The sequence below is a fragment of the Sandaracinobacteroides sp. genome (assembly GCF_057137845.1).
On the sequence record NZ_DBNHFX010000029.1, the window covers coordinates 1 to 25,279 of the forward strand.

The 25,279-nt window shown below is 66.1% G+C and carries 26 protein-coding genes and 1 tRNA gene; 17 read left to right on the forward strand and 10 right to left on the reverse strand.

Annotated features, from left to right (window positions below):
- The 4 genes from AC16JP_RS01210 to AC16JP_RS01225 all read left to right on the forward strand — a co-directional run.
- Nucleotides 1–590, forward strand: a 590-nt coding sequence (locus AC16JP_RS01210) for a TonB-dependent receptor domain-containing protein (RefSeq protein WP_484338778.1), incomplete at its 5' end; no start/stop codon positions are given.
- Nucleotides 591–1,985, forward strand: coding sequence for an MFS transporter (locus tag AC16JP_RS01215; protein WP_484338779.1), 1,395 nt, complete (start codon nucleotides 591–593; stop codon nucleotides 1,983–1,985).
- Nucleotides 1,982–2,920: a ribokinase gene (gene rbsK, locus AC16JP_RS01220; protein ID WP_484338780.1), complete on the forward strand. Its 939-nt coding sequence runs from the start codon at nucleotides 1,982–1,984 to the stop codon at nucleotides 2,918–2,920. The genes AC16JP_RS01215 and rbsK overlap by 4 nt, the downstream gene beginning before the upstream one ends.
- Before the next feature lie 35 nt (nucleotides 2,921–2,955).
- Nucleotides 2,956–5,241 carry a beta-L-arabinofuranosidase domain-containing protein gene (locus AC16JP_RS01225; protein WP_484338781.1) on the forward strand — a complete coding sequence of 762 codons (2,286 nt, stop codon included), beginning with the start codon at nucleotides 2,956–2,958 and terminating at the stop codon, nucleotides 5,239–5,241.
- Nucleotides 5,242–5,282: 41 nt separating this feature from the next.
- Here the strand turns inward: AC16JP_RS01225 and AC16JP_RS01230 are convergent.
- A tRNA-Val gene (locus tag AC16JP_RS01230) sits at nucleotides 5,283–5,357 on the reverse strand.
- A gap of 79 nt (nucleotides 5,358–5,436) precedes the next feature.
- On the opposite strand from AC16JP_RS01230, the gene AC16JP_RS01235 reads away from it, so the two are divergent.
- Entirely contained in the window at nucleotides 5,437–6,627 is a 1,191-nt protein-coding gene (locus tag AC16JP_RS01235; protein ID WP_484338782.1) for a serine hydrolase domain-containing protein, read from the forward strand.
- A 6-nt stretch (nucleotides 6,628–6,633) separates the two neighbouring features.
- Here the strand turns inward: AC16JP_RS01235 and AC16JP_RS01240 are convergent, their stop codons facing one another.
- On the reverse strand, nucleotides 6,634–6,918 hold the full coding sequence (locus tag AC16JP_RS01240; RefSeq protein ID WP_484338783.1) for a YciI family protein: 285 nt from the start codon (nucleotides 6,916–6,918) through the stop codon (nucleotides 6,634–6,636).
- A gap of 197 nt (nucleotides 6,919–7,115) precedes the next feature.
- Between AC16JP_RS01240 and rpmB the strand changes: the two genes are divergently transcribed.
- A complete protein-coding gene (gene rpmB, locus AC16JP_RS01245; RefSeq protein ID WP_484338784.1) occupies nucleotides 7,116–7,409 on the forward strand; it encodes a 50S ribosomal protein L28 in 294 nt (97 codons plus the stop codon).
- A gap of 91 nt (nucleotides 7,410–7,500) precedes the next feature.
- Here rpmB and AC16JP_RS01250 read toward each other — a convergent pair whose 3' ends face one another.
- Nucleotides 7,501–8,532 (reverse strand): esterase-like activity of phytase family protein, encoded by a 1,032-nt coding sequence (locus tag AC16JP_RS01250; protein WP_484338785.1) that lies wholly within the window; start codon nucleotides 8,530–8,532, stop codon nucleotides 7,501–7,503.
- A gap of 116 nt (nucleotides 8,533–8,648) precedes the next feature.
- On the opposite strand from AC16JP_RS01250, the gene AC16JP_RS01255 reads away from it, so the two are divergent.
- Entirely contained in the window at nucleotides 8,649–9,221 is a 573-nt protein-coding gene (locus tag AC16JP_RS01255; protein WP_484338786.1) for a glycine zipper 2TM domain-containing protein, read from the forward strand.
- Between the two features lie 34 nt (nucleotides 9,222–9,255).
- Here AC16JP_RS01255 and AC16JP_RS01260 read toward each other — a convergent pair whose 3' ends face one another.
- The gene (locus tag AC16JP_RS01260) at nucleotides 9,256–10,521 is read right to left on the reverse strand and encodes an RsmB/NOP family class I SAM-dependent RNA methyltransferase (protein ID WP_484338787.1); all 1,266 of its coding nucleotides are present in this window, start codon (nucleotides 10,519–10,521) and stop codon (nucleotides 9,256–9,258) included.
- A gap of 109 nt (nucleotides 10,522–10,630) precedes the next feature.
- On the opposite strand from AC16JP_RS01260, the gene AC16JP_RS01265 reads away from it, so the two are divergent.
- Complete coding sequence (locus tag AC16JP_RS01265; RefSeq protein ID WP_484338788.1) at nucleotides 10,631–10,783, forward strand: DUF1674 domain-containing protein; 153 nt, start codon at nucleotides 10,631–10,633, stop codon at nucleotides 10,781–10,783.
- 17 nt (nucleotides 10,784–10,800) lie between these two features.
- On the opposite strand, the gene AC16JP_RS01270 is transcribed toward AC16JP_RS01265, so the two are convergent.
- The 3 genes from AC16JP_RS01270 to AC16JP_RS01280 are packed head-to-tail and all read right to left on the reverse strand — an operon-like array spanning nucleotide 10,801 to nucleotide 13,021.
- The gene (locus AC16JP_RS01270; protein ID WP_484338789.1) at nucleotides 10,801–11,967 is read right to left on the reverse strand and encodes an aminotransferase class I/II-fold pyridoxal phosphate-dependent enzyme; all 1,167 of its coding nucleotides are present in this window, start codon (nucleotides 11,965–11,967) and stop codon (nucleotides 10,801–10,803) included.
- Nucleotides 11,964–12,500, reverse strand: coding sequence for a YceD family protein (locus tag AC16JP_RS01275; protein ID WP_484338790.1), 537 nt, complete (start codon nucleotides 12,498–12,500; stop codon nucleotides 11,964–11,966). Before AC16JP_RS01275 ends, AC16JP_RS01270 begins: the two co-directional genes overlap by 4 nt.
- Nucleotides 12,497–13,021: a ubiquinol-cytochrome C chaperone family protein gene (locus AC16JP_RS01280; protein ID WP_484338791.1), complete on the reverse strand. Its 525-nt coding sequence runs from the start codon at nucleotides 13,019–13,021 to the stop codon at nucleotides 12,497–12,499. The genes AC16JP_RS01275 and AC16JP_RS01280 overlap by 4 nt, the downstream gene beginning before the upstream one ends.
- Nucleotides 13,022–13,191: 170 nt before the next feature.
- On the opposite strand from AC16JP_RS01280, the gene AC16JP_RS01285 reads away from it, so the two are divergent.
- Nucleotides 13,192–13,659, forward strand: coding sequence for an outer membrane protein assembly factor BamE (locus AC16JP_RS01285; RefSeq protein WP_484338792.1), 468 nt, complete (start codon nucleotides 13,192–13,194; stop codon nucleotides 13,657–13,659).
- 133 nt (nucleotides 13,660–13,792) lie between these two features.
- Here AC16JP_RS01285 and AC16JP_RS01290 read toward each other — a convergent pair whose 3' ends face one another.
- The 3 genes from AC16JP_RS01290 to nusB form a co-directional block, all read right to left on the reverse strand.
- The gene (locus AC16JP_RS01290; protein ID WP_484338793.1) at nucleotides 13,793–15,892 is read right to left on the reverse strand and encodes a sodium-translocating pyrophosphatase; all 2,100 of its coding nucleotides are present in this window, start codon (nucleotides 15,890–15,892) and stop codon (nucleotides 13,793–13,795) included.
- 145 nt (nucleotides 15,893–16,037) lie between these two features.
- Nucleotides 16,038–16,991, reverse strand: a complete 954-nt coding sequence (gene thiL / locus AC16JP_RS01295; protein WP_484338794.1) for a thiamine-phosphate kinase — start codon at nucleotides 16,989–16,991, stop codon at nucleotides 16,038–16,040.
- Nucleotides 16,975–17,448: a transcription antitermination factor NusB gene (gene nusB / locus AC16JP_RS01300; protein WP_484338795.1), complete on the reverse strand. Its 474-nt coding sequence runs from the start codon at nucleotides 17,446–17,448 to the stop codon at nucleotides 16,975–16,977. The genes thiL and nusB overlap by 17 nt, the downstream gene beginning before the upstream one ends.
- Nucleotides 17,449–17,594: 146 nt before the next feature.
- Here nusB and AC16JP_RS01305 point away from each other — a divergent pair, with 146 nt between their 5' ends.
- From AC16JP_RS01305 to AC16JP_RS01340, 8 genes are all read left to right on the forward strand, one after another.
- Nucleotides 17,595–18,686, forward strand: a complete 1,092-nt coding sequence (locus AC16JP_RS01305; RefSeq protein ID WP_484338796.1) for an Rv3169 family protein — start codon at nucleotides 17,595–17,597, stop codon at nucleotides 18,684–18,686.
- Nucleotides 18,679–19,686: a phosphotransferase family protein gene (locus AC16JP_RS01310; RefSeq protein WP_484338797.1), complete on the forward strand. Its 1,008-nt coding sequence runs from the start codon at nucleotides 18,679–18,681 to the stop codon at nucleotides 19,684–19,686. Before AC16JP_RS01305 ends, AC16JP_RS01310 begins: the two co-directional genes overlap by 8 nt.
- Nucleotides 19,683–20,105 (forward strand): hypothetical protein, encoded by a 423-nt coding sequence (locus AC16JP_RS01315; protein WP_484338798.1) that lies wholly within the window; start codon nucleotides 19,683–19,685, stop codon nucleotides 20,103–20,105. Before AC16JP_RS01310 ends, AC16JP_RS01315 begins: the two co-directional genes overlap by 4 nt.
- Nucleotides 20,106–20,293: 188 nt before the next feature.
- Nucleotides 20,294–21,535: a tetratricopeptide repeat protein gene (locus AC16JP_RS01320; protein WP_484338799.1), complete on the forward strand. Its 1,242-nt coding sequence runs from the start codon at nucleotides 20,294–20,296 to the stop codon at nucleotides 21,533–21,535.
- 73 nt (nucleotides 21,536–21,608) lie between these two features.
- Nucleotides 21,609–23,081, forward strand: a complete 1,473-nt coding sequence (gene guaB, locus AC16JP_RS01325; protein WP_484338800.1) for an IMP dehydrogenase — start codon at nucleotides 21,609–21,611, stop codon at nucleotides 23,079–23,081.
- A complete protein-coding gene (locus AC16JP_RS01330; protein WP_484338801.1) occupies nucleotides 23,081–24,241 on the forward strand; it encodes an RsmB/NOP family class I SAM-dependent RNA methyltransferase in 1,161 nt (386 codons plus the stop codon). The genes guaB and AC16JP_RS01330 overlap by 1 nt, the downstream gene beginning before the upstream one ends.
- 71 nt (nucleotides 24,242–24,312) lie before the next feature.
- Nucleotides 24,313–24,870 carry a tetratricopeptide repeat protein gene (locus AC16JP_RS01335; protein ID WP_484338802.1) on the forward strand — a complete coding sequence of 186 codons (558 nt, stop codon included), beginning with the start codon at nucleotides 24,313–24,315 and terminating at the stop codon, nucleotides 24,868–24,870.
- On the forward strand, nucleotides 24,867–25,279 hold a 413-nt coding region (locus tag AC16JP_RS01340; RefSeq protein WP_484338803.1), incomplete at its 3' end, for a Fur family transcriptional regulator. The genes AC16JP_RS01335 and AC16JP_RS01340, both read left to right, overlap by 4 nt.

Sequence of the window (25,279 nt, forward strand, 5' to 3'; positions counted from 1 at the left end):
GCAAGCTGCGGACACGCGGTGTCGAAGCGGATTTCGTGGTCCAGCCAGCGCAGGGGCTGACGTTCAACGGCTCGCTTGCCTATGTCGATGGCACCTACCTCGACTTCAAGAACATCGGTTGTTACGCTGGCCAGCCGGTGCTGCCGCTTGGCACACAGCGGACTTCGCCGCGCCAGTGCATCCAGATCACCCCGGCACAGGCGGTGACCTATGGTGACGGCAACCCGCTGACCAATTCGCCGAAATTCACCTACAGCGTGACGGCAAGCTACCAGCACCACATCAACGACTACCGCATCGACGGCTCGCTGAACTGGTTCTGGCGCAGCAAGGTCAGGTTCGATGCCGCCGGCAACCCGCTGACAGTGCAGGACTCCTATGGTCTGCTGAACGCCAATGTCAGCGTCGGCCCTGACGACGGCCTGTGGCGGCTTTCGTTCTTTGCCCGCAACATCCTGAACCAGAACTTCGCCAACATGGTGTTCGGGCAGCCGGTGCTGAACGCGCCGGGCATCAGCGTCCAGTTCCCAAGCCCCGATGCCCAGCGGCTGCTGGGTGTCGCCCTCGAGGTCAAGTTCGGCGGGCGGTAATTGGAAAGTCCGGATAAAGCCGCGCCCATACCCTGGGCGCGGCGCATCGGCTGGACAGCAGGAGACGCCGGTTTCAACCTCTATTGGGGTGGAATCGGCATCTTCGCCTATTTTTTCTATACCGATGTCATGGGATTATCCCCGATGTGGGCAGGCTTCGCGTTTGCGGTAGCCTCGGTCTGGGATGCCATCACCGACCCGATCATGGGCGCCATCGCCGACCGCACACGCACCCGCTTCGGCCGCTTCCGGCCGTGGATGCTGTTCGGAAGCGTGCCATGCGCGATCACCTTCGCCATCATGTTCTGGACGCCCCCGCTCGCCGGTATCGCGCTGGTCCTTTATGCCACCCTCACCCATGTGCTGTTCCGCACCACGCTGACGGCGGTCGGCATCCCCTACAGCGCGCTCAGCGCACGAATGACCCACGATTCCGCAGAACGCGGCACCGTCGCCACGCTGCGCATGATGTTCGCGGCAACCGGCGCGCTGGTGGTTGCGTTCCTGATCCCCCGCCTCGTCGAACTGGTCGGCGATGAACAGCGCGCCTATTTCGTGGCGGCCTGCCTGCTGGGGGCGGCGGCAACGGTCATCCTCCTGATTTCGTTCTTTTCAACCTATGAACCCCCCGAAGAAGCGTCATTGGCGGACGCGGCACCCAGACCGCCGATCTTCAAGGCGTTTCTGGCCGATCTGATCGGCTTCTGGTCGACGCTCAGGCACAATGGCCCGCTGGCACGGCTGTTTGCGATCCTGGTGCTGACCAGCATCTCGATCACCATGAACAGCAAGGTCATGCTGTACTGGATCAAATATGATCTTGCCGATCAGGCAGTGATGAAGTGGCTGCTGCCGCTGCCCGCCATCGTGCTGATCGTGGCGGCGCCATTCTGGAACTGGGTATCGAAGCGCCGCTCAAAGCGCGACGCATGGATTCTTGGTTCGGTGCTGCAACTGGCAAGCCTGCTGGCGTTCTTCATGCTGAACCCGCACGATCACCTGACGCTTGCCATCGTGGTGACGGTAGGCGCCATCGGCGCCAGCGCCGGCATGGTGATGTTCTGGGCCATGCTTCCGGATACCGTCGAATATAACCAGTGGATCATCGGCGAGCGTTCCGAGGCCCGCATCTTCGGCTTTGCCGCGTTCGGGCAGAAGGTTGCGATTGCCATCAACGCCGTGGTCCTCGGCCAGTTGCTCACCCTCGTCGGGTTCAAGGCCGGCGCGGTGCAGTCGGCGGCGATCCTGGCCGACCTCAGGGCGATCATGTGCCTGATCCCGATTGCCGGTGTCGTCGGCACATGGCTCTTGATCTGGAAATATCCGATCACCACGGATTTTCACGCCCGCATCCGGCAGGAACTGGCCGAACGCGCCGCAAGCCCGGCCGAATGATGCAGGCTGTTCCGATCACCGTCGTCGGCAGCATCAACCGCGATATCGTCGTGCAATGCCGGGCAGCGCCGGAACGCGGCGAAACCATCACCGGAACTGCGCTGGCCTTCGGGCACGGCGGCAAAGGCGCCAATCAGGCGTTCGCGGCAGCACGGCTTGGCGGCAACGTCGCCATGATCGCCCGCGTCGGAGAGGATGATTACGGCCCACTGGCGCGTGCAGCCCTTGCCAGCGCGGGGTGCGATGTGTCGGCCATCCGCACGGCGGGGCCGATGTCAGGGCAGGCGCTGGTGCTGGTCGAGGGGGACGGCAGCAACCGAATCGTCGTCATCCCCGGCGCCAATGGCCATTTCACGGCCGACGAACTGAGCCACGACGCCACCCTGCTGGGGCGCGGCGGGCTGGTGCTGCTGCAACTGGAAACGCCGATGCCCACCGTGATCCGCGCCGCATCTCTGGCGCGCGCAGGCGGGGCGCAGGTCATCCTCGACCCCGCGCCAGCCGCCGGGCTGCCACAGGAACTGCTGGCGCTTGCCGACATCATCACCCCGAACCTGACCGAACTGGAAACCATTGCCGCCCGCCCGCTGCCTGATCGCGCGGCAGTCGTCGATGCAGCCCGGCAGCTACGCGCCAGCGGGCCGAAGGTGGTGATCGTGAAACTGGGGGCACAGGGCTGCCTCCTCCTCGACGGCGACGGTGCACAGTGGCTTGCAGCACCTGCCGTTCATGCCGTCGACACAACGGGCGCCGGCGACACGTTCAACGCCGGCCTTGCGGTTGCCCTGGCGCAACGGCAGCCGATGGCAGTCGCCGCCCGCTTTGCGGTTGCAGCAGCAGCGCTTTCGGTCACGCGTCACGGGGCGCAGGCCTCGGCCCCGACGCACGCCGAAGTCGAAACCCTGCTGCAGCGTGCCGCATGGGAAGGGCAGTGATGAACAGTAATCAGGGTATCAGCAAACCGGGCCACATGCAGCGCGGCAGACCCGTCGTCGAATGGGCGGTACCGAACCGGATTTCCGCCCTTCCCGCCACTGCGCTGCACATCGGCGGCCTGCTGGGCGCCCGCATGGAAACCAACGTCGAACATCGGCTGCTCGCCGTCGACGAGGACAAGCTGCTGCACCGCTTCCACGAGCGGACCAGCGCCAGCGACTTTGCCAACGCCTGGGCCGGAGAGCACGCGGGCAAGTTCCTGACCGCCGCCTGCCGCAGCCTCGAATCCGCCGACAACCCGGCGCTTGCGGCAAAAGCCGGTCGCGTCGCCGAGGCGCTGTTGGCCGCGCAAGACGACGACGGCTATCTCGGAACCTATGTCGACGGGGACCATTGGCTCGGCTGGGACATCTGGGTTCACAAATATGTCCTCGTCGGGCTGTTGCACCATTACCGCGTTTCCGGCGATGTCCGCGTGCTTGCCGCCTGCCGCCGTATCGGCGAACTGATCGTCAGCGCCTTTTCCGGCCCGGATCGCCAGCGCGACATCAACCAGGCCGGCTGGTTCTATGGCATGGCCGCAACCAGCATACTGGAACCGCTGTGCGAACTTTACCGGATGACCGGCGCACAGGCGTTCCTGTCGTTCGCCGACGAAATCACCCAGAGCTGGGAGCACGACAACGGAGCGCACATCCTCTCCGCCCTCGGCAGCCGGGGCATCGACGGCCTGCCCAACGGCAAGGCCTATGAGTTCCTGTCCAACCTGAACGGCCTGACCGACCTGTATCGCCTGACCGGCCGCCAGACGCTGCTGGATGCAGTGCTGCGTGCATGGGAGGATCTGCGCGCAACCCAAGCCTACGCCACCGGCAGCCTCAGCGCGATGGAGTATCTTCAGCACGGCGACCGCAGGCTTGCCCTGCCGTCGTCGAACCTTGCCGAAACCTGCGTGACGGTGACGTGGCTGCAACTGACCACGCGGCTGTTCCACCTGCTGGGCGAAGCCCGCTTCGGCGCCGAGTGCGAACGCACGATCTTCAACCACCTGCTGGCCGCACAGGACGGCCTGAACGGCGATATCTGCTATTACACCGCGCTCTGCGGCACGAAGGAATACAGCCACGCCCAGCTATGCTGCGTCTCAAGTGGGCCACGCGCGCTTGCGGCGCTTCCGGATCAGGTTTGGGCGGAATCTGAAGGCCAGATCACGCTGAACCTGATCGCCGAAAGCGCCTTCACATGGGAAACGGCCGGAACCAGCGTCCGCTTCCGGCTGGAAAGCGATTTTCCAGCCAGCCTCGGGGCCGAACTGATCGTCGAACCGCAAGCCCCGGCCGATTTCACCGTGCGGCTGCGCGTGCCCGACTGGGCGACAGGCTGCACCATAAGCATCGACGGCCAGCAGTTTACCGGCGCGGCCGGAACGTGGCTCAATATCCGTCGGACATGGGCGGAAAAGACCCGCCTTACGATCGACATGCAGTGCAAGCCCGAAATCCTGCCGCTTGCCCCCACCTATCCGAACCGCGCGCTGCTGCGCCTCGGCCCGCAGTTGCTGACGGCGGACACCGCCGCCAACCCGGATCTGGCCCGCATCGACGACATCCCGCTTTCGCCGGAAACCGCCGCCCGGTTGTGCGCGCTGCCCGATACCGGGGGCGATGGGCAGTATTTCACGCTTCCGGCAGGCGGGCACAATGGTGGCGCCGACCAGACGATCCGCCTTGTGCCGTTTTCGCAGGCCCGCCGCCATAACATGCTGTTCCGGACCGGCGGCGATCGGCCGGCCGCCGCGCCACCCACGCTATGGGCGCGGGTCTTTTCCTCGCACGCGCACATCCCGGCCGGCATCCTGGGAACGACCGACATCGGCTCGGATTTCGTCGGCGAATATGTCACCGACAACCGCACCGACACCACCGCCACCATCGATACCAGCGGGCTGGATGTCGGGCCGTTTCTGGGGCTTCACCCCCCGGATGGCAGCGCGTGGTTCATTCTTGCCTTCGATCGCCCGCTGACGCTGCATCGGTTCTTCTTCCGCCACGGCACGATTGATGCCGGGCAATGGTTCAAGACCACGCCGCAACTGGCGATCTCAATCGATCCGGTGATGGTCCCGACCCTCAACCCGGAAGCAAGGACCCACTGGCGCGACATCGGCGCGCTGCCGGACTATCCCGTTGCCACCAGCGGTACCGGGCCGGACGAAACATATTGGCTGAAGCTTGCGGAACCGGTGCTTTGCCATGGCCTGCGCATCACCGGCGCGCCCCGCTCGACAAGGCTGACCTGCGGCGCATTCGGTGCATTCTGAATGCCGGGCACCTGCCAGCCAACCCGTGTTGGCTGCGGAAATGGTGGGTGGTGAGGGTTTCGAACCCCCGACCCTCTCGGTGTAAACGAGATGCTCTACCGCTGAGCTAACCACCCCTGTGCTGCGCGCAGAAGTTCTTGCGCAACGCGCCTGCGCTGCTACGCCATGGAACCATATGTTGCAAAGGGGAAAGTGATGCCGCTGAACCGCGAACGCCTTGGCCGGATCGATGCATTTCTGAAGCAGGGATATCTCGATACCGGCCGCCTGCCGGGTGCGCTGGTTCGTGTTCTGCATCGCGGGGAAACCATCCATTCCAGCGTGCAGGGCCATGCCGACATCGCGCTTGGCCGCCCGCTTGCCGACGACACGATCTTCCGCATCTATTCCATGACGAAGCCCATCACCTCGATCGCGCTGATGATGCTGGTCGAGGAAGGGAAGCTACAGATCGACGACCCGGTCCACCGCTATATCCCGTCGTGGAAGAACCTGCGCGTGTTCGATGGCGGCACGGTCAGGATCGGCTGGAAAACCAGCGCTCCCAAACGGCCGATGCAGGTGATCGACCTGTTGCGCCACACGGCCGGGCTTACCTATGGCTTCCAGTTGAACACCAACGTCGATGCAGCCTATCGCCACCTCGGCATTGGCGAAATCGAAAAGGGAGACATGACGCTCGAGCGGATGATCGACCTGCTCGCGGAACTTCCGCTCGAATTTTCCCCCGGCGACTGGTGGAACTATTCCGTCGCGACCGATGTGCTGGGCTGGCTGGTGCAGGTGATCGCCGGCGAACCGTTCGAACAATTCGTCGAACGGCGAATCCTGAAGCCGCTGGGTATGCAGGATACCGGATTCCATGTCCGCGACGGGCAGGCGCACCGCCTTGCCACCTGCTATCAGCCGACGGCCAGGCGCGGCATCGAAGTGCAGGATCAGGCGGAAACCTCGGCATTCCTGAAGCCGCCTTCCTTCATCTCAGGCGGCGGCGGGCTGGTCTCGACCGCCGACGACTATCTGAACTTCGCCGAGGCGCTGCGGACCGCAAGCCCTGTTCTCGTCGGCCGCAAGACGCTGGAACTGATGACCGCGAACCATCTGCCGGGCGGCAAGGATCTGCCGCAGCTTTCGCGCTCGGCCTTTTCCGAAGCCGCCTATGATGGCGTCGGCTTCGGGCTTGGTTTCGCGACGACGACCGCCGTTGAAAAGACGATGATCGCCGGCAACAACGGCGATTATTTCTGGGGTGGCGCGGCCTCGACCTTCTTCTGGGTCGATCCTGCCGAGGAACTTACGGTGCTGTTCCTGACGCAGCTCATCCCGTCGTCGACTTGGCCGGTGCGGCGGCAACTGCGTTCGATGATTTACGCGGCAGTCGAATAAGGCGCGTCAGGCTTTCGGGAACACCTGCCGCCAGGCGGTCACGGCAACACTCGCGAACAGGCCGGCCTTGGAATAAGGGTCGGCCGCAGCGAAATCCATCGCCGAGCGTTTGTCGGGAAAGTCCATCAGCAGCATCGAGCCGATGGCGCTGCCTTCATCATCGAGCATGGGGCCGGCGACGAGGATCTGCGCCTCCACGGCTTCCAGATAGGCGAGATGCGCGGGCCGCGTTGCGGCGCGCAGTTCCTGCTGCAAGGGCTTGTCGATGCAGTGAATGGCGAAGATTGGCACGAGCCTGCTCTTGGCACGGCTTCGAGCGCTGGTCCAGCCACGTTGCTCGATTGCATGCAGAATGGTTAACGCAAGCCCGAAGGCCGCACCAACTTGACGTCGGCCCTGCCCAAGGCTATGGCCCGCGCTCGATTTCGGCCGGCTTTGCAGCCCGCCTCCGCTTGAACCAACAGACCGAATCCTAAGGAACACCGCACATGTCGCGCGTTTGCGAGCTTACGGGCAAGGGCCGCCAGATCGGCCACAATGTCAGCCACGCCAACAACAAGACCAAGCGTACCTATCTGCCGAACCTGCAGCCGGTGACGCTGATGTCGGAAGCGCTGGGTCGTTCGATCCGCCTGCGCGTGTCGACGCACGGCATCCGCTCGGTCGAGCATGTCGGCGGCCTCGACAACTGGCTGCTGAAGACCAGCGATACGGACCTCAGCCTGCGTGCCCGCCGCCTGAAGCGCGACGTGGCCAAGAAGCTGGCGCCCGCCGCCGCCTGAACGGCGCCGTACCCCGGGGCGCAGCATTCCTGCCGGACATATTTGCCGGGTAGTGCAACCAGCACTGCCCGGCAAAATCGTGCATACGCCGTCAACTGTCTGGAATCAGGCGGAACTTCATCAGGATGGTTCGTTGCAGTCCGTTGAAATTATTGTCTGACACCAGGTACACGAACAACCCGCCGGCTTCCTGACGCACCGCCAGCCCTTCCATATTGTCGACCGTCAGCGGCGGCGCCAGCCGTGCGATGGCGCGCCCCTCGATCCGTGCCGCCGGGGGCTTTCCAACTTCGGCCCCGGCGATGACGGCCGAGACGCCGGTGAACGGCGAAAACCGCCGGTGCAGCACCAGCACATGATCTCGCCCATGGCTGTCGGAGAACAGATCCATCGCGGTTGGCTCGTGGTCAGCGGGCGGCACCCATGTGAACGGAATCGCGGGTTCCCCCTGCCGCACCTCGAAGCCCTGGCGGCCGCCATCTTTCGCTGGCACCGATTCGGAGAGAATCAGGAGCGACTGCCCGCGCGCGGTCGCGGCTTCCATGCCGCCGTTCGATGGCCAACCCGCCGTCTGTGGAAACATCAGCTCGGCAACGGGCTTGCGGCCAAGCGTTTCCGGCGCACAGGCGGAAATGCCCTGAAACCGCGCGGCACGGTGGCGCTGTTCATAGAAAACAAGCACATCGCCATCGGCCGTCTGCGCCAGTTCCTCGGCGTCGGCATCGCTTTTGCTGGCTGGTTCATGGCCCTCCACATCCAGAATCGGGGCGATCCAGCCGGTCTTCATATCGACGAGGCGGTCCCCCTCCTCGACCGGTTGCAGCACGATCCACGAACCCGCGTCGGATATACCCAGCAGGCGGCTGCATTGCCGGTCCCACAGGATCCCCGAAATGCCGCCAAACCGCTTGTCGGATGATTCGAGGACGAGCGCGCCCAGAAACTGCAGGCGCCCCACCCTGTCCTGTCCTCGGTCAGAAGGGTTCAGCGGTAGCTGCTGCGCCCGGATCTCTATCGCATGGACATCGCCAGCGCCCACCGCAGGCGAGGCCGCGCGCACACCCAGAACCGCGCCCAGCAACAGCACCGCACCCGACAGAAGAAACACTTGTCTGCGCCGCATCGACATCCCTTCCGCAAAGCTTGCAAAGCCTTTCTGACTGATGAACGATGCCTTCAGGCTGGCGCAAGTGGCGCCGCAGGATGATGGCCCTGCACTCGGGGAAAAGGGAACACCCTATGACTACGCAAATCAGGATCATCGGCGCCGCGATCGCAGCAATGTCCATCGCAGCCCCAACCATCGCCGGAGACTGGCACCACGACGACCGCGACGAGCGGTCGGCCTATCGGAACGGCTATCGCGATGGCGTGCGCCACGACAACCGCGACGATCGCGCCGCCTATCAGCGCGGCTATCGCGCTGGTGTGCGCAACGACAATCGCGACGACCGTGCTGCCTACCGGCGCGGCTACCGCGATGCCGCCCGCAGCAACGGCTATGCCAGCGGCTACTATGCCCCCAACGGCTATTATCAGGGCAATGGCTGGAACTCCGCCCCGGTTTACAGCAGCGGACCGGTCTGGCGCGGCGCGGGCTATGAACAGCCCTATCGCTGGGGCCCGAACGGCCAGATGTATTGCCGCCGCCCTGATGGCACCACGGGCGTGATCGTCGGCGCACTGGCCGGCGGCACCGTAGGCTCCGCCATCGCCGGAGAGCGCAACCGCGTGGTCGGCGGCGTCATCGGCGGCACGCTGGGGGCGATCCTCGGCAAGGAAATCGCCAAGGGCAACGCACGCTGCCGCTGACAGGGTAACGCGCTGCCGCTGACTGGGCAGCACCTCAACCGGCGCGATAGCGCGCCATGAAGAAGCCGTCCGCTCCTCCCGCCCCTCGCCAGAGGGACGGGAGTGTGCGTAGACGATTCTCTTGCGGCGACAGGCCTTCGGCAAGGCCCAGCGGGTTGATAGGGTCCGCCTCCAGCGTCGGCGGTACGATGATATTCTCGCCTTCCTCCGGCTCCAGTGAACAGACCGCGTAAACCAGCAGTCCGCCCGATTTCAGCCAGCCGGCCGCGCGCGCCAGCAGCGCCGTCTGCAACGCCACCAGCCGCGAGAGGTCGGGGTCTGCCTTGATCTGCAACAGGTCGGGGTGGCGCCGGAACGTGCCCGTCGCCGAGCATGGCGCATCAAGCAATATGCAATCGAACTGCCTGTCGGGCGTCCATTTCAGCGCATCCCCCTGCACGACGGTTGCTGCAAGGCCGGTCCGCTCGAGGTTGGTGTGCAGCCGTTTCAGCCGGGCTGCCGACAGGTCCAGCGCGGTAACGTTTGCGCCAGCCGCAGCCAGTTGCATGGTCTTGCCGCCGGGGGCCGCGCAAAGATCCAGCACCGCAAGGCCCTCCACATCGCCCAGCAGGCGCGCCGGAAGGCTGGCTGCGATGTCCTGCACCCACCACGCACCTTCATGGAAGCCATCCGTCGCCTCGATCCCGCGCGAGCCCGCCAGCCTTACATGCCCCGGCATCAGGCTGACGCCGCCAAGGCGTTCGGCCCATTCGGCGGTGCGGGCGGGATCCTTCAGCGTCAGGTCGGTGGGCGGGATTTCGCCCAGCAGGCTGGCGGCAGCCGCTGCCTCGTCGGCGCCCCAGGCGCGGCTCCAGCGTTCGGCCCAGGCAGGCGGCAGTTCGGCAGGGCCAAGTTTCGCGCCTTGGCGGAACAGCGTTGAAAGCACGCCGTGCACCAGTCTTCGCGGGCCGCCTTCCAGAAACGGCAGCGCGGTTGCGATCGCGGCATGGGGCGGCGTATCCAGCAACAGCCGTCCCGCCAGCGCAACGCGCAGCACCTGCCGGGCGCGCGCATCCTCGGGAAGCGGGCGCTGGCAGGCGGAATCGATCAGCCGGTCCAGCCCCACCAGATTGCGCAACGCCCCGCTGGCAAGCGCGCGTGCCAGAGCCCGGTCGCTTGCCGACAGCCCGGCAAGATGATGATCGAGCTGCTGGTCGAGCGGGCGGCCGAGCACCGTTACGGCATGCAGCAGGTGCAACGCCGCACGACGCGGCGCGAGGCCCGGAATTTCAGCGCCATTCTGCGCTGCCGATCTGTTCATGGGCCGCTTCATGGGCCGCTGATCGTTCGTGCGCACGCGAAAATCAACTGCCCTCGTCGTACGGGCGCGGCACATTGCCCTCGGCTGCGTTCGGGCCTAAGCCCCGGCGATGTCAAAACCCCGGCCCGACGTACAAAAACAGAAACCGCAAGGCAGCAAACCCGCACCTGCGCAGTCGCCACGGGAAGTGGGTGGCCGCGACGGGCCGGAACCCACCCGCTATGGCGACTGGGAAAAGAACGGGATCTGCACCGACTTCTAGCCCCGGCGGCAGCCGCTTCAGGCCAGATGCCTTCGCGCCGTGGCCAGCCGATCCAGTGCGGCGGTGATCGTTGCAGAGGATTTGGCGTGGCAGAAACGCACTACGTTCGAAGGGGCATTTTCCGATTCGAAAAAGGCGCTGACCGGAATCGCTGCAACACCATGCGAATCGACGATCGCGGTGCAGAAGGCGACGTCGGTCATGTCGATCCCGGAAACGGCCAGGTCAATCGAAAGAAACCAGGTCGCCTCAGAGGGAAGGACAGCATAGCCCGCCGCGCGCAAGCCATCGGCCAGCAGCGCGCGCCCCTGCGCCACCTCGTGCCGCATGGTGACCAGCCAGTCGCGTTCTGTGGCCAACCCCTCGGCCACGGCCTGCTGCAACGCGGGTGACGAAGTAAACGTAAGGAACTGGTGCGTCGCTGCGATGCGCGCGGCAAGCTCTGGTGCGGACAGTGTCCAGCCGATCTTCCAGCCGGTCAACTGGAAGATCTTGCCCGCCGAGCCGATCTTCACCACCCGCGCGAACAGGTCCGGATCGCTGGCCAGTGAAACATGCGCGCGCGCCGCCGGGCGGACTTCCTCCCATACCTCGTCGGCGATGATCAGCAGGTCGTGCGCAAGCACGACACTGCGGATCGCTGCGCGTTCTTCGGCATCCAGCATCCGGCCGGTAGGGTTCGCCGGATCATTCACCAGAATGGCGCGGGTCGCAGGGGTGATGGCGGCCCGCAGCGCATCGGCCGTCAGCCGCCAGTCGGGCGGCGAAAGCCGCACGAACCGTGGCGTCGCTCCTGCCCGGCGCACCAGCGGCGCATAGGCGTCGTAGGCGGGTTCGATCAGGATCGCTTCGTCGCCCGGACCCAGCAGCGCCAGGATGGCCGACGCCAGCGCCTCGGTCGCACCGCTGGTGACGACGATGCCCTGCCCGGCATCATAGTGCAGGCCCTGCGTGGCGGCGTAATGGTCGGCGAGCGCAGCGCGCAGCGCATCGGTGCCGCGCATCCGCGGGTAATGGTGCGGGCCATTCAGGATCGCCCGCGCTGCCGCCTGCCGCACCGAAGGCGGTCCGGCGGCATCGGGAAAGCCCTGCCCCAGATTGATTGCACCGGTCTGTGCCGAACGGGCCGACATGAACTCGAAGATCGTCGTCCGCACCGGGATCGGCCCGTGCATCCCGCTCATGGCCGGCGAAGCTTTGCAAACGGGCTTGCCGCAGCCTTGGCGCTGGCTTCTGCGGCCTCGGCTTCTTCCTCTGTCGAGAGATGGCGCCGGCTGGCTTCCAGCGTGGCGTCGGGCGCGCGGGGGTAAGGGTCGAGCGCCAGCCCGAGCGACTGCGCGACCGCTTCCCCAAGGTCGACGCTGTCGCCATCCAGCGGCAACATGTCCAGCTCGTCGGCGTGCAGCTCCAGTTCCTGGCCGGGGGCGATTTCCTCGCGCTGAAAGCGCAGGTCGATCGGTGCGGCAAGCCGGGCCGGCACCGGTTCCCCGGATACGATGCACGCCTGTACTGCCTCGGCCGCGAACCGCCCGGTAACCAGCACGACAGCCCCCTTGCGCGACACCTCGAGCGTGGCGGTGAGACCATCCAGCGACAGCAGGCCAAAGCGCCGGGCAAGCGCATCGCGGGCGGCGGCACCTGCCTCCAGATGGAACGGCTGCGGCTGGGCCGAAATGCGCGCCAACGGCACGATCATGGAAAATTCGGCTGTGGTCATCCGATCTCTCCCGCAAGCAGCGCAGGGGCGGGGGTGGCGGCGACCCGCTGCGCAAGCGCGCGCACCGCCAACGCCAGTTTTTCCGCCTGCCCTTCGGCCGGAGCGCCACGATACACATTGCGTGCCAGCGCCTCGGCCAGCGGGGCGTTATCGCCGCCATCCGCCAGCGCGCTCCGATATGCGCCCAGCCTGCCACCCAGCGCCCCGATCACCCGGCCCATATGCTTGCCGATCACCATGTCGCCGATGCCGATGTCGCGCAGCGAACCATCCATGTCGTCGACAAAGCGTTCCGTCAGCAGCGAGGTTTCGCGGCGCATATCGCGTGCCTCAAGTTCGAGCATCACCAGCGACGTCACCAGCGCGACCATGTCGAATCGGCCATCGACGGTGTCGGCGACACCATGCGCCAGATACCATTCCGGGAGTCGCGCAGTCGTGGTGATCCACCGCCACAGCGGATCGAGCGGCGGCGCCGCTGGCTGCATCAGGGGCCGGAACAGGCGGGAAAGAAACGTCATCGGGCTATCCACTTGCTTGCTGCGCCATGGTTCAGGACCAATTCACCGCCCTTCCCGCAACCGCGTCTGCACGGCATTTGCTTGCAAGCGCGCGTGCGCGGCCGCATATGGCCGCGAGAACGGCGCAAGCGCAAGCGGGCGCCGCCACATCAACCGGAGCCAATGCCCCGATGCCGCACACGCGCCGCCTGATCCTGCTGCCACTGCTGCTTGCCACCGTTTCGGGGTGCAGCACGTCGAAGCTGATGATGAACAACCAGGGCTATATCGCCGACGAGGAACTGGTGCAGTCCGTGCAGCCGGGCGTCGACAACCGGCAATCGGTCGAGAAGGCGCTGGGCCGCCCCACCCTGAAATCCGAGTGGAGCGACGATGTCTGGTTCTATGTGTCGCGCAACACCAAGCAGATCGCCTTCGCCCGCCCCCGGCCAAAGGACCAGCGCATCCTGATCGTGCACTTCGACAAGGCGGGCAATGTCTCGTCGGTCGACCGGCGCGGGCTGGAAAAGGTCGCCAACATTTCCCCCGCGCACGACAAGACACCGACGCTTGGCCGCGAAGAATCGCTGCTGGACGATCTGTTCGGAAATCTGGGTGCGGTGGGCACCATGGGCGCAGGCGGCGCAGGCCCGCAGTAAGTCGCCGCACCACGCCAGCCGATGCAATGAAAAGGGGCAATGAAAAGGGGCCGGGAAGCAATTCCCGGCCCCTTTCATCTGGTCTCTGACCGTCAACCGGCCCGATCAGTTTCCTGACCGGGCCGGCAGTGCCTTAGTGGGCCAGCGCCGCCAGCAGCAGCAGAGCCACGATGTTCGAAATCTTGATCATCGGGTTCACGGCCGGGCCGGCAGTGTCCTTGTACGGGTCACCGACGGTGTCGCCGGTCACGGCCGCCTTGTGGGCTTCCGAGCCTTTGCCGCCGTGGTGGCCGTCTTCGATATACTTCTTGGCATTGTCCCAGGCGCCGCCGCCGCTCGTCATCGAGATGGCGACGAAGATGCCCGAAACGATGACGCCCAGCAGCAGCGCGCCAAGCGCCGCAAAGCCGTTCGCCTGCCCTGCAACCGCAGTGATCACGAAGTAGATCAGGATCGGCACCAGCACCGGCAGCAGCGACGGAATGATCATTTCACGGATCGCCGCCTGTGTGACGAGGCCGACCGTGCGCGCATAATCGGGGCGCGACGTGCCTTCCATGATGCCGGGGTTGTTGCGGAACTGGCTGCGCACTTCCTCGACCACCGCGCCCGCCGCGCGGCCGACCGCCGTCATGCCCATGGCACCGAAGATATAGGGCAGCAGCGCCCCGATCAGCAGCCCGACGATGACGTAGGGGTTCGACAGCGAGAAGTCGACGGTAAGTCCGGTGAAGAACTTCGCGAGGTCGGCCGTGTAGGCGTTGAACAGCACCAGCGCCGCAAGGCCGGCCGAACCGATGGCATAGCCCTTGGTAACGGCCTTGGTGGTGTTGCCGACGGCATCGAGCGCATCGGTGCGTTCGCGCACTTCACCCTCGAGGCCTGCCATTTCGGCGATGCCACCAGCGTTGTCGGTGACGGGGCCATAAGCATCCAGCGCAACCACCATCCCGGCCAGCGCCAGCATCGCGGTCGCGGCGAAGCCGATCCCGATGACGCCCGCGAACTGGTAGGCGGTGATCATGCCGGCGCAGATCACCAGAGTCGGCAGCGCCGTAGCTTCAAGGCTGACGGCAAGGCCCTGGATGATGTTGGTGCCGTGGCCGGTTTCGGACGCCTTGGCGATCGAACGGACCGGGCGATAGTTGGTGCCCGTATAATATTCCGTGATCCATACCATCAGGCCGGTGACGGCAAGGCCGACCAGCATCGACAGGAACAGGTCCATCGCGGTGAAGCCGCCGCTGCCGTCTGCCGCCTGCCCGCCGACAACGACCGACATGTCGGGGAACACCAGCCGGGTGGCGAAGAACAGCGCCGGGATCGACGCCAGCGCCGAAACGATGAAGCCCTTGTAGAGTGCGCCCATGATGTTCTTCGAAGAACCGAGCTTCACGAAATAGGTACCGAGGATCGAGGTGAGGATGCAGACCCCGCCCGCCAGCAGCGGCAGCACCATCAGGTTGGCGAGATGCTCGCCACCCACCAGCAGCGCTGTCAGCACCATGGTGGCGCCGACGGTCACGACATAGGTTTCGAACAGGTCGGCGGCCATGCCCGCGCAGTCGCCCACGTTGTCGCCCACGTTGTCGGCGATGACGGCCGGGTTGCGGGGGTCATCCTCGGGGATTCCGGCTTCCACCTTGCCGACGTGGTCGGCGCCGACGTCTGCGGCCTTGGTGAAGATGCCGCCGCCAAGGCGCGCAAAGATCGAGATCAGCGATGCACCCAGCGCAAGGCTGACGAGGCTGTCGATCACGACGCGATCATCCGACGCATAGCCCAGATGATCGACCAGCAAATGATAATAGCCCGCGATCGCCAGCAGCGCGAGGCCGGCAACCAGCAGGCCGGTGATGGCGCCGGCGCGGAACGCCAGCGTCAGGCCTGCCTGCAGGCCATGCCGGGCGGCTTCGGCGGTGCGCACGTTCGCCCGCACCGAAATGTTCATGCCGATGAAGCCGGTCACGCCCGACAGCACCGCTCCGATCAGAAAGCCGATCGCCGGGAAGGTGCCGAAAAAGAAGAATACCAGCGCAAGAGCGACAACGCCGACGATGGCGATCGCGCCATACTGCTTCTTCAGATAGGCGCCGGCGCCTTCCTGAATCGCTGCGGCGATTTCCTGCATGCGCGCGTTGCCGGCGGGGGCCGCCAGTACCGAGCGCGTGGTGAGCAGGCCATACAGCACGGCCGCAATGCCGCACAGAATGGCGATGATGACGAAATTCATGTGCTTCCCCTACCCCTTATGAACGGGCGCCCCCGATGACGAGGGGCGGACGCATCTGCCCGCCCGGCCGGACGGCCGAACGGATTTGGCGGGGCTATTGGCAAACTGCGGCGCAACACGCAACCCGTCGCGCGTTCGACACCGTTCAGCGATGGCGATATCCGGTTGCGCCCGGCGCCCTTTCGTCGACGAACAATCCCCGGCCTTGCCGCAGCGAACCGATGCGCGAAACCGGCGTGCGGGCTGCGGCCGCTGCTGCCGTCACTGCCTCGCGCTGGCCGGGGCTGGCGGCGAACAGCAACTCATAGTCATCGCCCATCGCCGCAAGCGCCAGCACAGCAACGCCACTCTGGCGGGCGGCATCGCAAAGCGGGATCGCCGCCGAATCGATCTCCGCCCGCAAACCGGACGCCTCGGCCAGCCGCCCGGCATCGATCAGCAGACCGTCCGATACGTCGATCGCAGCGTGGGCGATCCTGCGCAGCGCCACCCCCAGCGCGAGGCGCGGCTGCGGCCGCCGATAGCGCCTGAGAAGCGCAGCATCGGCATCCCCCACCCGTTCGCCAAGCGCGACTTTCAGGCCAAGACCGGCAGCGCCGATGTCGCCGCTCAGCCACAAATCGTCGTCGGCTTTGGCCTTGCCACGTTCCAGCGCCTCGCCGGGCGGCACCGACCCCAGGGCCGTGAGCGACAGGACCGACCGCTCGCCGCTGCGGATGGTATCCCCGCCCAGCAGCGGAACCTGATGCAGCGCCAGCAATTGCGCCATCCCCCGCACCAGTTCGGTTGCCCATCCCGAACCACGGTCGTCGCCGATCCCCGCCCCCATCAGCACGCCGGCGGGCCGCGCGCCCGACGCCGCAAGGTCGGAAAGGTTCACCGCCGCCAGTTTCCAGCCGATGTCCGCCGGTGGGCAGTCCGGCGTGAAATGCACGCCTTCGGCCAGCATGTCGTGGGTGGCGACCAGTTGCAGCCCCAGTGGCCAGTCGAGAATGGCGCAATCGTCGGCAAGGCCACGCGCCGCCGTGCTGGTGGCGATCCCTCTCAGGGCTTCCAGCAGGCCGGCCTCGAGGCCGCCCCCCTCAGTCGGCGCGGACACTCTTGCCCAGCCGGTCGAGCAGCGCGTTCACGAACCCAGCCTCGCGCGCTTCATAGAAGGCGCGCGCCACATCGACATATTCCGAAACCACCGCAGCGCGCGGGACATCCGGGCGGGCGACCAGTTCATACGCCCCGCAGCGCAGTATCTGCAGCATCAGCCGATCCAGCCGGTCGAGCGTCCAGCCGGTGCCCAGAAAACCGGTGATCGCCTCGTCGAGTTCAGCGACGCGGGCAAGGCTGCCAGACACCAGATCATCGAAAAATATCCGGTCGGCGTCGGCCAGCCGGTCGCCGCCTTCCTCGGGGTCGACTTCGGCGCCCAGCCGGTGGAGGTGGAATTCGTGCAGCAGACGCGGCGTGGCGGTGCCCGAAACCGACTGCTGGTAAAGCGCCTGCACCGCAGCCAGCCGGGCTGCCGATCGCTGGCGGCGCGCATCATGATTGTTGGACGACATGGCCGCGCCTTTAGCGCCACCAGCCATTGTCTGCCAGTCTTATGGCCAGACCAGCTAAAACCGGACCAGCGAAATCATGAGGGTTGCCATCGCTGCAGGGCCGGACCACCGTTTGCAATCGAACGAGATGCAGCGGGAGCGGGGGATTGCTGACCAAGGCCGACGACTATCCGATCCACCAGCGGCCCGAGCCGATCGCGACAGCCGGCACCGACCGCAACTTCTATGATCGCTACTTCTTCAACGCCCAGTCCCCGGACGGGCGGCAGTTCCTTGCCGGTGCGCTTGGGGTCTATCCGCACCTGAACGTGATGGACGCGGCGTTCGCCTGGATGGAAGGCGGCCGCCAGCATTCGGTCTTCGCCTCGCGCCTGCTCGACATGGAGCGGATGGACACATCGGTCGGCCCGGTCACGGTCGAGGTAGTGGAACCGCTGAAGCGCCTGCGCCTTTCGCTTGGCGAAACCGACGGGCTTGCCGCCGACCTGCTGTTCGACGCCCGGCACGCCGCGATCGAGGAGCCGCGCTTCACATGGCGGCAAGGCCCGCGCACCATCATGGACGTGACCCGCATGACGCAGAACATGGCGGTTTCCGGCAGTGTAACGGCAAAAGGCAAGCGCCACACCATCAGCGGATGGCACGGGACGCGCGACCGGAGCTGGGGCGTCCGCCCGGTGGGCGCTGCCGATCCGCAGGGCGTCGCGCCACCGGCCGCGCCGCAGTTCTTCTGGGTCTGGGCGCCGCTGAACTTTCCACGGCATGCGCTGTTCTTTCACACCAACGACCATGCCGACGGCTCGCCCTGGAACCGCTCGGCGGTGCTGGTCGATCTGGCGTCCGGCAGCGAAATCCGGCTGGGCGCCCCTGCGTTCAGTTTCATCTATCGCCGGGGCAGCCGCCGCGTGTCCGAAGCCATGCTGCGCGGGCAACTGCCGCAAGGCCCTGTCGAAGTGCGGCTGGTGCCCGACACCGATTTCCAGATGCACGGCATCGGCTATGGCCACCCGCGCTTCGCCCACGGCAACTGGCGCGGCCCGCTGGATATCCAGACCGAGCATTTCGATACCTCCACAGCCGATGCAGGCGAAATCGGCAACGCCCATGTGCAGGCGCTGGTGCAGGCGGAACTGCGGCTGCCCGGCGGCGAAATCCACCACGGCAGGGGCGTTCTCGAACAACTGTTCCTCGGCCCGCACTCGCCTTCCGGCTTTCGGGGCCTGTTCGACCTTGCCTGAGGCACAATCCCCGCTGGTTGCCCTTCTGGAAGCGGCGCTTTCGGCGCATCTGGGCCACGACGCCAAGGTCACGGGGCTTTCCCGCTTTCATGGCGGGGCCGCGCGCGAAACCTATCGCTTTCAGGCCACGTTCGACGGCCGGACAGAAGGGCTGGTGGTCCGTCGTGACCCTCCGGCAAGTCTCATCACCACGTCGCGACTGGTTGAATATCATGTGCTGCAACGCGCGCATGCGGCCGGGCTTCCGGTGCCGGAACCGCTGCTCCTCGACGAAGCGGGAACGCGGCTTGGCGCACCCGGCTTCATCATGCACGAGATGCCCGGCGGACGCGCGGCGGGACTGTTCGAAACCGCCCCCTATGGCCCGGCGGCCGATGCAACCGGTCACGCACTGTTTTCAGCGCTCGGGCGGTTGCACGCACTGACGCCCGACCAGCGCGACCTGTCGGTGCTGCCAGTGCAGGATGCAGCCGCAAGGCTTGCGCACTGGAAGGCCGAGATCGCCTCGCACCGGCTGCGCCCCGAGCCGATCGCCGCTGCCGCCATCCGCTGGCTCGAAGCGCATATGCCGCCGCCATCCGGGCCTCCGGCAATCGTGCACGGCGATTTCCGGTCCGGGAATTTCCTCGTCGATGGCAGTAATCGGCTGCTGGCCATTCTCGACTGGGAAATGGCCCATATCGGCGACCCCTACGAAGACCTTGCGTGGGCGCTCGACCCGCTATGGAGCCACGGCGACAGCGCAAGGGCCGCAGCCACTCTGCCCCGCGCCGAGGCGATCCGCTGCTGGGAAGAAAGTTCGGGCCGCCGGTTCGACGCCGGCATGTTCCGCTGGTGGCAGTTGTTCGCTGGTGTCGAGGGTCTGGCGATCTGGATCAGCAGCGCCCACGAGGTGGCAAAGGGCCACACCGCCGACCCGGTGATGACGTTTGCAGCCGTGCTTCCCTATCGTATCCACAACGCACAGGTTGCCACCATGCTGAAGGAGCTGGCCGCATGAGCCTCGACACGCGGCAGATCCTCGAAGGGCTGGCGATGGGGCAGTTTGCCATGGTCGCGCCGGAACTCGGCGACGGTTACGCCGGCAAGTCGGCGGGCGTCATCGCCATGCTGATGCTGGCGGTTGCCACCATGCAGGACCGCATGCTCGACAAGGCACCTGCCCTTTGCGCGCGCCTTGTGGCGCTGCTTGGCGAGGCGGCACCAACGGCAGGCCCGGTAAAGGACGAAATCGAATCGGCGCTTGTAAGGGCGCCCGAAGAAGGCTGGTTTGCCTACCGCGACCGGCTGATGGGCGCGCTGGAGGCGCTGCATGGCTGGGCAGATCTGCACGATCCCACGCTCGCCGTGCGCTGCCGGGATTATCTGGCGGATCACGCGCTGGCCGAGTGCGTCGAATTGCCCATGATGGCGGGCTGAACCCTTTCGCCCATGCGGCAGGGCGGTCGCTTTCGCGGGCGATGGCAAGGTTCTTCGGCTGTCGGCGCTTGACGATTTGGCCCTCGCAATGCGAAGCGCATTCAGCAATGCGTAACCGGCGCACCCCGATGACGGCGCCGGGCGTTCGGCGTTTCCTGCCCCGTTGCGGGCCATGATGGAGAGTGGGCATGACGAAGATTCTTGGGCGCGCGTCGGCAGTGGCGTTCGCTGCGCTGATCGCAGCCGCCGCACCGCAAGCTGCGCAGGCGCAGAAAAAGGGCGAAAAGGCGCCCAGCTTCAAATTCTCCAAGGCGGTGCAGCCGCTGCTCGCTGATGCGCAGAAAAAGCAGCAGGCGGGCGATGCAGCAGGCGCGCTTGCAGTGCTGGCGCAGGCCGATGCCCTGCCCGAAAAGAACAGCGACGACATCTACATGATCGCGATGATGCGCCTGAATTCGGCCATCGCCGTGAAGGACAACGCCCAGATCGAGAAGGCGCTGGAAGGCGCGCTGGCAACCGGCCGGGTCGCTCCGGAAGATGCGGTGAAGTTCCGCCGCAACCTTGGCGCGTTCGCGTTGCAGCGCAACGACTATGCGAAGGCCCTTTCCGAGTTCGAGCAGGTGCTGGCCGCCAACCCGAACGACCCGGACCTGATGGTCGAAGTCGCGGAAATGCAGCGCCGGCAGGGACAGGATCAGAAGGCGATCGCGACGATGAATCAGGCGATCGCGGCCAAGCAGGCGGCGGGCGCCAAGGCCGATGAAACCTGGTATCGCCGCGCGCTGGCGATCGCCTACGACAAGAAACTCCCGGCCGAAATCGTCTCGACCAGCGAAGCGCTGCTGAAGGCCTACCCCACCGCCACCAACTGGCGCGACGTGATGGTCATCTATCGCGACGGCGCCAAGTTCGACGATCAGGGCAACCTCGACATCCTGCGCTTGATGCGCGCCAACTCGGCCCTCACCGGCGAGCGTGATTTCGCCGAATATGCCGAAACAGCTACGCTGCGCGGCTATCCGGGCGAAGCGAAGGCCGTGCTGGACGAAGGTGTTGCCAAGGGCGCGCTGCAATCGACGAAGCCGTTCGTGAAGGAACTGCTGGCCAGCGTCAGCCCCAAGGTTTCGGCCGACAAGGCATCGCTGCCGGGGCTGGAAAAGGAAGCCGCCGCCGCCAAGACCGGCAAGGCCGCCATGGGCACGGCTGACGCCTATCTCGGCTATGGCGATTATGCGAAGGCCGCCACGCTGTACAAGCTGGCCCTGTCGAAAGGCGGTGTCGACGCCGACATCGTCAACACGCGCCTCGGCTTCGCGCTCGGCAAGACCGGCGACAAGGCGGGCGCGCAAGCTGCGCTGAACGCGGTCACCAAGGCCCCTCGAAACCAGCTCGCGAAATATTATCTGGTCTGGCTCGGCAACCAAAGCTGAGCCTCTGGCCGGAAGATGGGGGCGGGCCGCTGGTCCGCCCTCTTGCATTACAGCAACGGGAAGTACGACCAACATGAACATCCGCATCGGCCTAACCTTTGATGACGTGCTGCTGGTTCCGCAGGAATCGGCGGTGCTGCCGTCGCAGGCCGACACCTCGACCAGGATCACCCGCGACATCCGCCTTGCGATCCCTGTCCTGTCCTCGGCGATGGATACCGTCACAGAAGCGAACATGGCGATCGTGATGGCGCAAGCCGGCGGGATCGGCGTGCTGCACCGCAATCTGTCGGTCGCCGAGCAGGTCGAGGCCGTGCGGCAGGTGAAGCGCTTCGAGGCAGGGATGGTGGTCAATCCCATCACCATGACCGCCGAACAGACGCTTGGCGAAGCGCTGGAACTGATGGCACGCCATCATATTTCCGGCATCCCCGTCGTCGAACCGTCGGAACCGGGCCAGCCGGGGCGGCTGATCGGCATCCTGACGAACCGCGATGTCCGGTTTGCCGAAAACCGGCTGCAACCCGTCGCCGAACTGATGACCAGCCAGAATCTGGCGACGGTGAAAGCCGGTGTCACACAGGAAGAAGCGCGCCGCCTGCTGCACCAGCGCCGGATCGAAAAGCTGGTCGTCGTCGATGCGCAGGATCGTTGCGTCGGCCTCGTCACGGTGAAGGACATGGAACGCGCCGTCACCTACCCCGACGCCACCAAGGATTCTGCGGGCAGGCTGCGCGTCGCCGCCGCGACGACGGTTGGCGATGCGGGCTATGAACGTTCATGCGCACTGATCGACGCCGAGTGCGACCTGATCGTGGTCGATACAGCCCATGGCCATTCGAGGCAGGTGGGCGAAGCAGTCCGCAAGTTGAAGCAGCGCGCGCCCAAGGCACAGATCATCGCCGGAAACGTCGCCACCGCCGACGCAGCACTTGCGCTGATCGACGCCGGCGCCGACGGCATCAAGGTCGGGATCGGGCCGGGCAGCATCTGCACCACGCGCGTGGTCGCCGGTGTCGGCGTGCCGCAGCTTACCGCGATCCTCGATACGGCGGCGGCCGCCGAAAAACATGGCGTGCCGGTGATCGCCGATGGCGGCCTTCGCACTTCCGGAGACATCGCCAAGGCGATGGCGGCAGGTGCTGGCGCAGTCATGATCGGCTCGTTGCTGGCCGGCACCGACGAAGCGCCGGGCGAAACCTTCCTCTATCAGGGGCGCGCCTACAAAAGCTATCGCGGCATGGGATCGGTCGGCGCCATGGCGCGCGGCAGCGCCGACCGCTACTTCCAGCAGGACATCAAGGACCAGTTGAAGCTGGTGCCGGAAGGCATCGAGGGGCAGGTGCCCTTCAAGGGCGCCGCCCGCGACGTGCTGCACCAGCTGGTCGGCGGCCTGAAGGCCGCGATGGGCTACACCGGGGCGGCCACACTGGCTGATCTTCGGCAGCGCGCACAGTTCGTGCAGATCACCAACGCGGGCCTGCGGGAAAGCCATGTCCACGACGTGACGATCACGCGGGAAGCGCCGAACTACCCGACGCGCTGATGCGTGATCCAGCCCGTGTGCAAGCCGCGATCGAGATCCTCGACGCGGTGATCGACGCCGCCCGTGAAGGCGGCGCAGCAGCCGATACGCTGGCGCAGCGCTACTTCGCCAGCCGCCGATATGCGGGTTCGAAGGATCGCGCCCGCATCCGGGAAATGCTGTTCGACGCCATCCGCCATTCGGCCGAACTGCCGCCGTCCGGGCGGGCGCTGATGCTTGGCATGGCCGAGGAAGCGCAGCCCGACCTGCTTGCGCTGTTCGATGGCAGCCCGCACGCCCCAGCCCCGCCAGCGGCCGGGGAACATCGGGCAACGGCCTCGCTCTATCCGCAATGGCTGCAATCAGAACTGCGAGGACGCTTTGGCGATGCCCTCTTGCCAGAGCTTGCGGCCCTCAGCGCACGGGCGCCGCTCGACATTCGGGTGAACCCGATGCGCGCCGATCCGGCGCAGGTTGCGGCCGATCTTGGCGCTGCGCCGATCCCCGGCCTGCCGCACGCCTTGCGCCTGCCTGCGCCGATCCCGCTGGATAGCCACCCGCTCATGCACACCGGCGCGATCGAAGTGCAGGACGCCGGAAGCCAGAGGGTCGTCGCTCTGGCAGACGCCAGCCCCGGCGAAACCGTGATCGACCTCTGCGCCGGTGCGGGCGGCAAGACACTGGCGCTGGCCGCAGCGATGCGCGGCGAAGGCCGGCTGATCGCAACCGACACCGATCGCCGAAGGCTGCACGCTATGGCGCCCCGCCTAGGGCGGGCGGGGCTTGGCGGCTTCGTCGAATCGCGGCTGCTGAACCCCGGCCAGGAACAGGCCGCGCTTGCCGACTTGCAGCACAAGGCCGATCTGGTGCTGGTCGATGCGCCGTGTTCGGGCACCGGCACATGGCGGCGCAATCCGGAACTGCGCTGGAGGCTGACACCTGCCGGCCTTGCCCGCCTGCATGCCGTTCAGGCGCGGCTCATCGCCCTTGGCGCATCGCTGGTGAAGCCCGGCGGGCGGCTGGTCTATGCCGTTTGTTCGGTATTGCCGTCCGAGGGTGAGGAACAGGCACGCAAGGCAGCAGCTGCCTGCGGATTGCAAGCGGATGCCATGCAGGCAATGTCGCCGCTGGCGGATGGGTGCGATGGCTTTTTCGTCGCGCGGCTCGTTGCAAACTGCTAGGCTTGCGCCGTGCGCGCCATGCGCGAGAGAAGGCTGGGCGCGCCATGCGCAAGAGAGGGATAGGAACAAGCATGCATGCAGCAATGTTCGGCCGACACATGGTCGCCGTGGCGATGTTGGGTGCCGGGCTGACGCTGGCCGCGGCGCCCGCGACTGCTGCCCGCCAGCGCGCATCGGCGCCAGCGGGTGCGCCTGCGCGCGGCCTCGCCGACGACCAGCTTTCGGCGCAATCGCTTGCCATGCTGAAGGCTGGCGACGATGCGCTGACCAGCGGCAAAACCGCTGCCGCAATCGACAATTACGAAGCAGCACTCGCGGCCGACCCTCGCAATCGCATGGCCTATATGGGCCTCGGGCGGGCTTCGCAAATCGACGGGCTACCCGGCAAGGCCGTGCGCTATTACCGCGAAGCGTTGCAGCTTGATCCCAACAATATCGCTGCGCTGGAATTGCAGGGGATGGCGCTTCTGGAACGCGGCGCCAAGGGCCGGGCAGAGGAAAACCTTGAACGGCTGAAGGTGGTTTGTGCTGCGCCTTGTGCCGCTGCCGACCGGTTGACAGCGGCGATGGTGCGAAGCGCCGCAACCGCCGCACAGACAGCATCCGCCGAACAAGCGGAAAAGAAATGAACGCAGGCCGAGGTGCCTCGGCGCACGGCGGCACGGGGCATTGGGCCGTCGGCAGCAATGCGCTGCACGATGCAGCCCGCGCCAGTCTGGAAGCGCGCGGCGAACAATGGACGGAATTACGCGCCAGCCTGTTCGATGCGCTGGCCCGCGATGGCGGCCCGGTTTCCGCCTACGACGTCGCCGACAGGCTGTCGGCCTCGACCGGGCGCCGGGTGGCGCCCAACAGCGTCTATCGCATCCTGGATCTGTTCGTGGAAAACGGGCTGGCGAAACGGATCGAAAGCCGCAACGCCTATGTCGCCAACACCCATCCGGCATGCGCGCATGATTGCATTTTCCTGATCTGCGAAAGCTGTGGCCGGATCGACCATCTGGACGACGACCGGCTGGCCGGCGAAATGCGCAGCCG

Excerpts from the sequence above, each read along its gene's own strand:
- rpmB (WP_484338784.1), top strand. The coding sequence starts at position 7,116 with ATGTCGCGCGTTTGCGAGCTTACGGGCAAGGGCCGCCAGATCGGCCAC.
- AC16JP_RS01265 (WP_484338788.1), top strand. The coding sequence starts at position 10,631 with ATGTCAAAACCCCGGCCCGACGTACAAAAACAGAAACCGCAAGGCAGC.
- AC16JP_RS01255 (WP_484338786.1), top strand. The coding sequence starts at position 8,649 with ATGACTACGCAAATCAGGATCATCGGCGCCGCGATCGCAGCAATGTCC.
- rbsK (WP_484338780.1), top strand. The coding sequence starts at position 1,982 with ATGATGCAGGCTGTTCCGATCACCGTCGTCGGCAGCATCAACCGCGAT.
- nusB (WP_484338795.1), bottom strand. The coding sequence starts at position 17,448 with ATGTCGTCCAACAATCATGATGCGCGCCGCCAGCGATCGGCAGCCCGG.
- AC16JP_RS01335 (WP_484338802.1), top strand. The coding sequence starts at position 24,313 with ATGCATGCAGCAATGTTCGGCCGACACATGGTCGCCGTGGCGATGTTG.
- AC16JP_RS01280 (WP_484338791.1), bottom strand. The coding sequence starts at position 13,021 with ATGACGTTTCTTTCCCGCCTGTTCCGGCCCCTGATGCAGCCAGCGGCG.
- AC16JP_RS01235 (WP_484338782.1), top strand. The coding sequence starts at position 5,437 with ATGCCGCTGAACCGCGAACGCCTTGGCCGGATCGATGCATTTCTGAAG.
- AC16JP_RS01275 (WP_484338790.1), bottom strand. The coding sequence starts at position 12,500 with ATGACCACAGCCGAATTTTCCATGATCGTGCCGTTGGCGCGCATTTCG.
- AC16JP_RS01330 (WP_484338801.1), top strand. The coding sequence starts at position 23,081 with ATGCGTGATCCAGCCCGTGTGCAAGCCGCGATCGAGATCCTCGACGCG.
- AC16JP_RS01315 (WP_484338798.1), top strand. The coding sequence starts at position 19,683 with ATGAGCCTCGACACGCGGCAGATCCTCGAAGGGCTGGCGATGGGGCAG.
- AC16JP_RS01260 (WP_484338787.1), bottom strand. The coding sequence starts at position 10,521 with ATGAACAGATCGGCAGCGCAGAATGGCGCTGAAATTCCGGGCCTCGCG.
- AC16JP_RS01320 (WP_484338799.1), top strand. The coding sequence starts at position 20,294 with ATGACGAAGATTCTTGGGCGCGCGTCGGCAGTGGCGTTCGCTGCGCTG.
- AC16JP_RS01285 (WP_484338792.1), top strand. The coding sequence starts at position 13,192 with ATGCCGCACACGCGCCGCCTGATCCTGCTGCCACTGCTGCTTGCCACC.
- guaB (WP_484338800.1), top strand. The coding sequence starts at position 21,609 with ATGAACATCCGCATCGGCCTAACCTTTGATGACGTGCTGCTGGTTCCG.
- AC16JP_RS01270 (WP_484338789.1), bottom strand. The coding sequence starts at position 11,967 with ATGAGCGGGATGCACGGGCCGATCCCGGTGCGGACGACGATCTTCGAG.
- AC16JP_RS01250 (WP_484338785.1), bottom strand. The coding sequence starts at position 8,532 with ATGCGGCGCAGACAAGTGTTTCTTCTGTCGGGTGCGGTGCTGTTGCTG.
- AC16JP_RS01225 (WP_484338781.1), top strand. The coding sequence starts at position 2,956 with ATGCAGCGCGGCAGACCCGTCGTCGAATGGGCGGTACCGAACCGGATT.
- AC16JP_RS01290 (WP_484338793.1), bottom strand. The coding sequence starts at position 15,892 with ATGAATTTCGTCATCATCGCCATTCTGTGCGGCATTGCGGCCGTGCTG.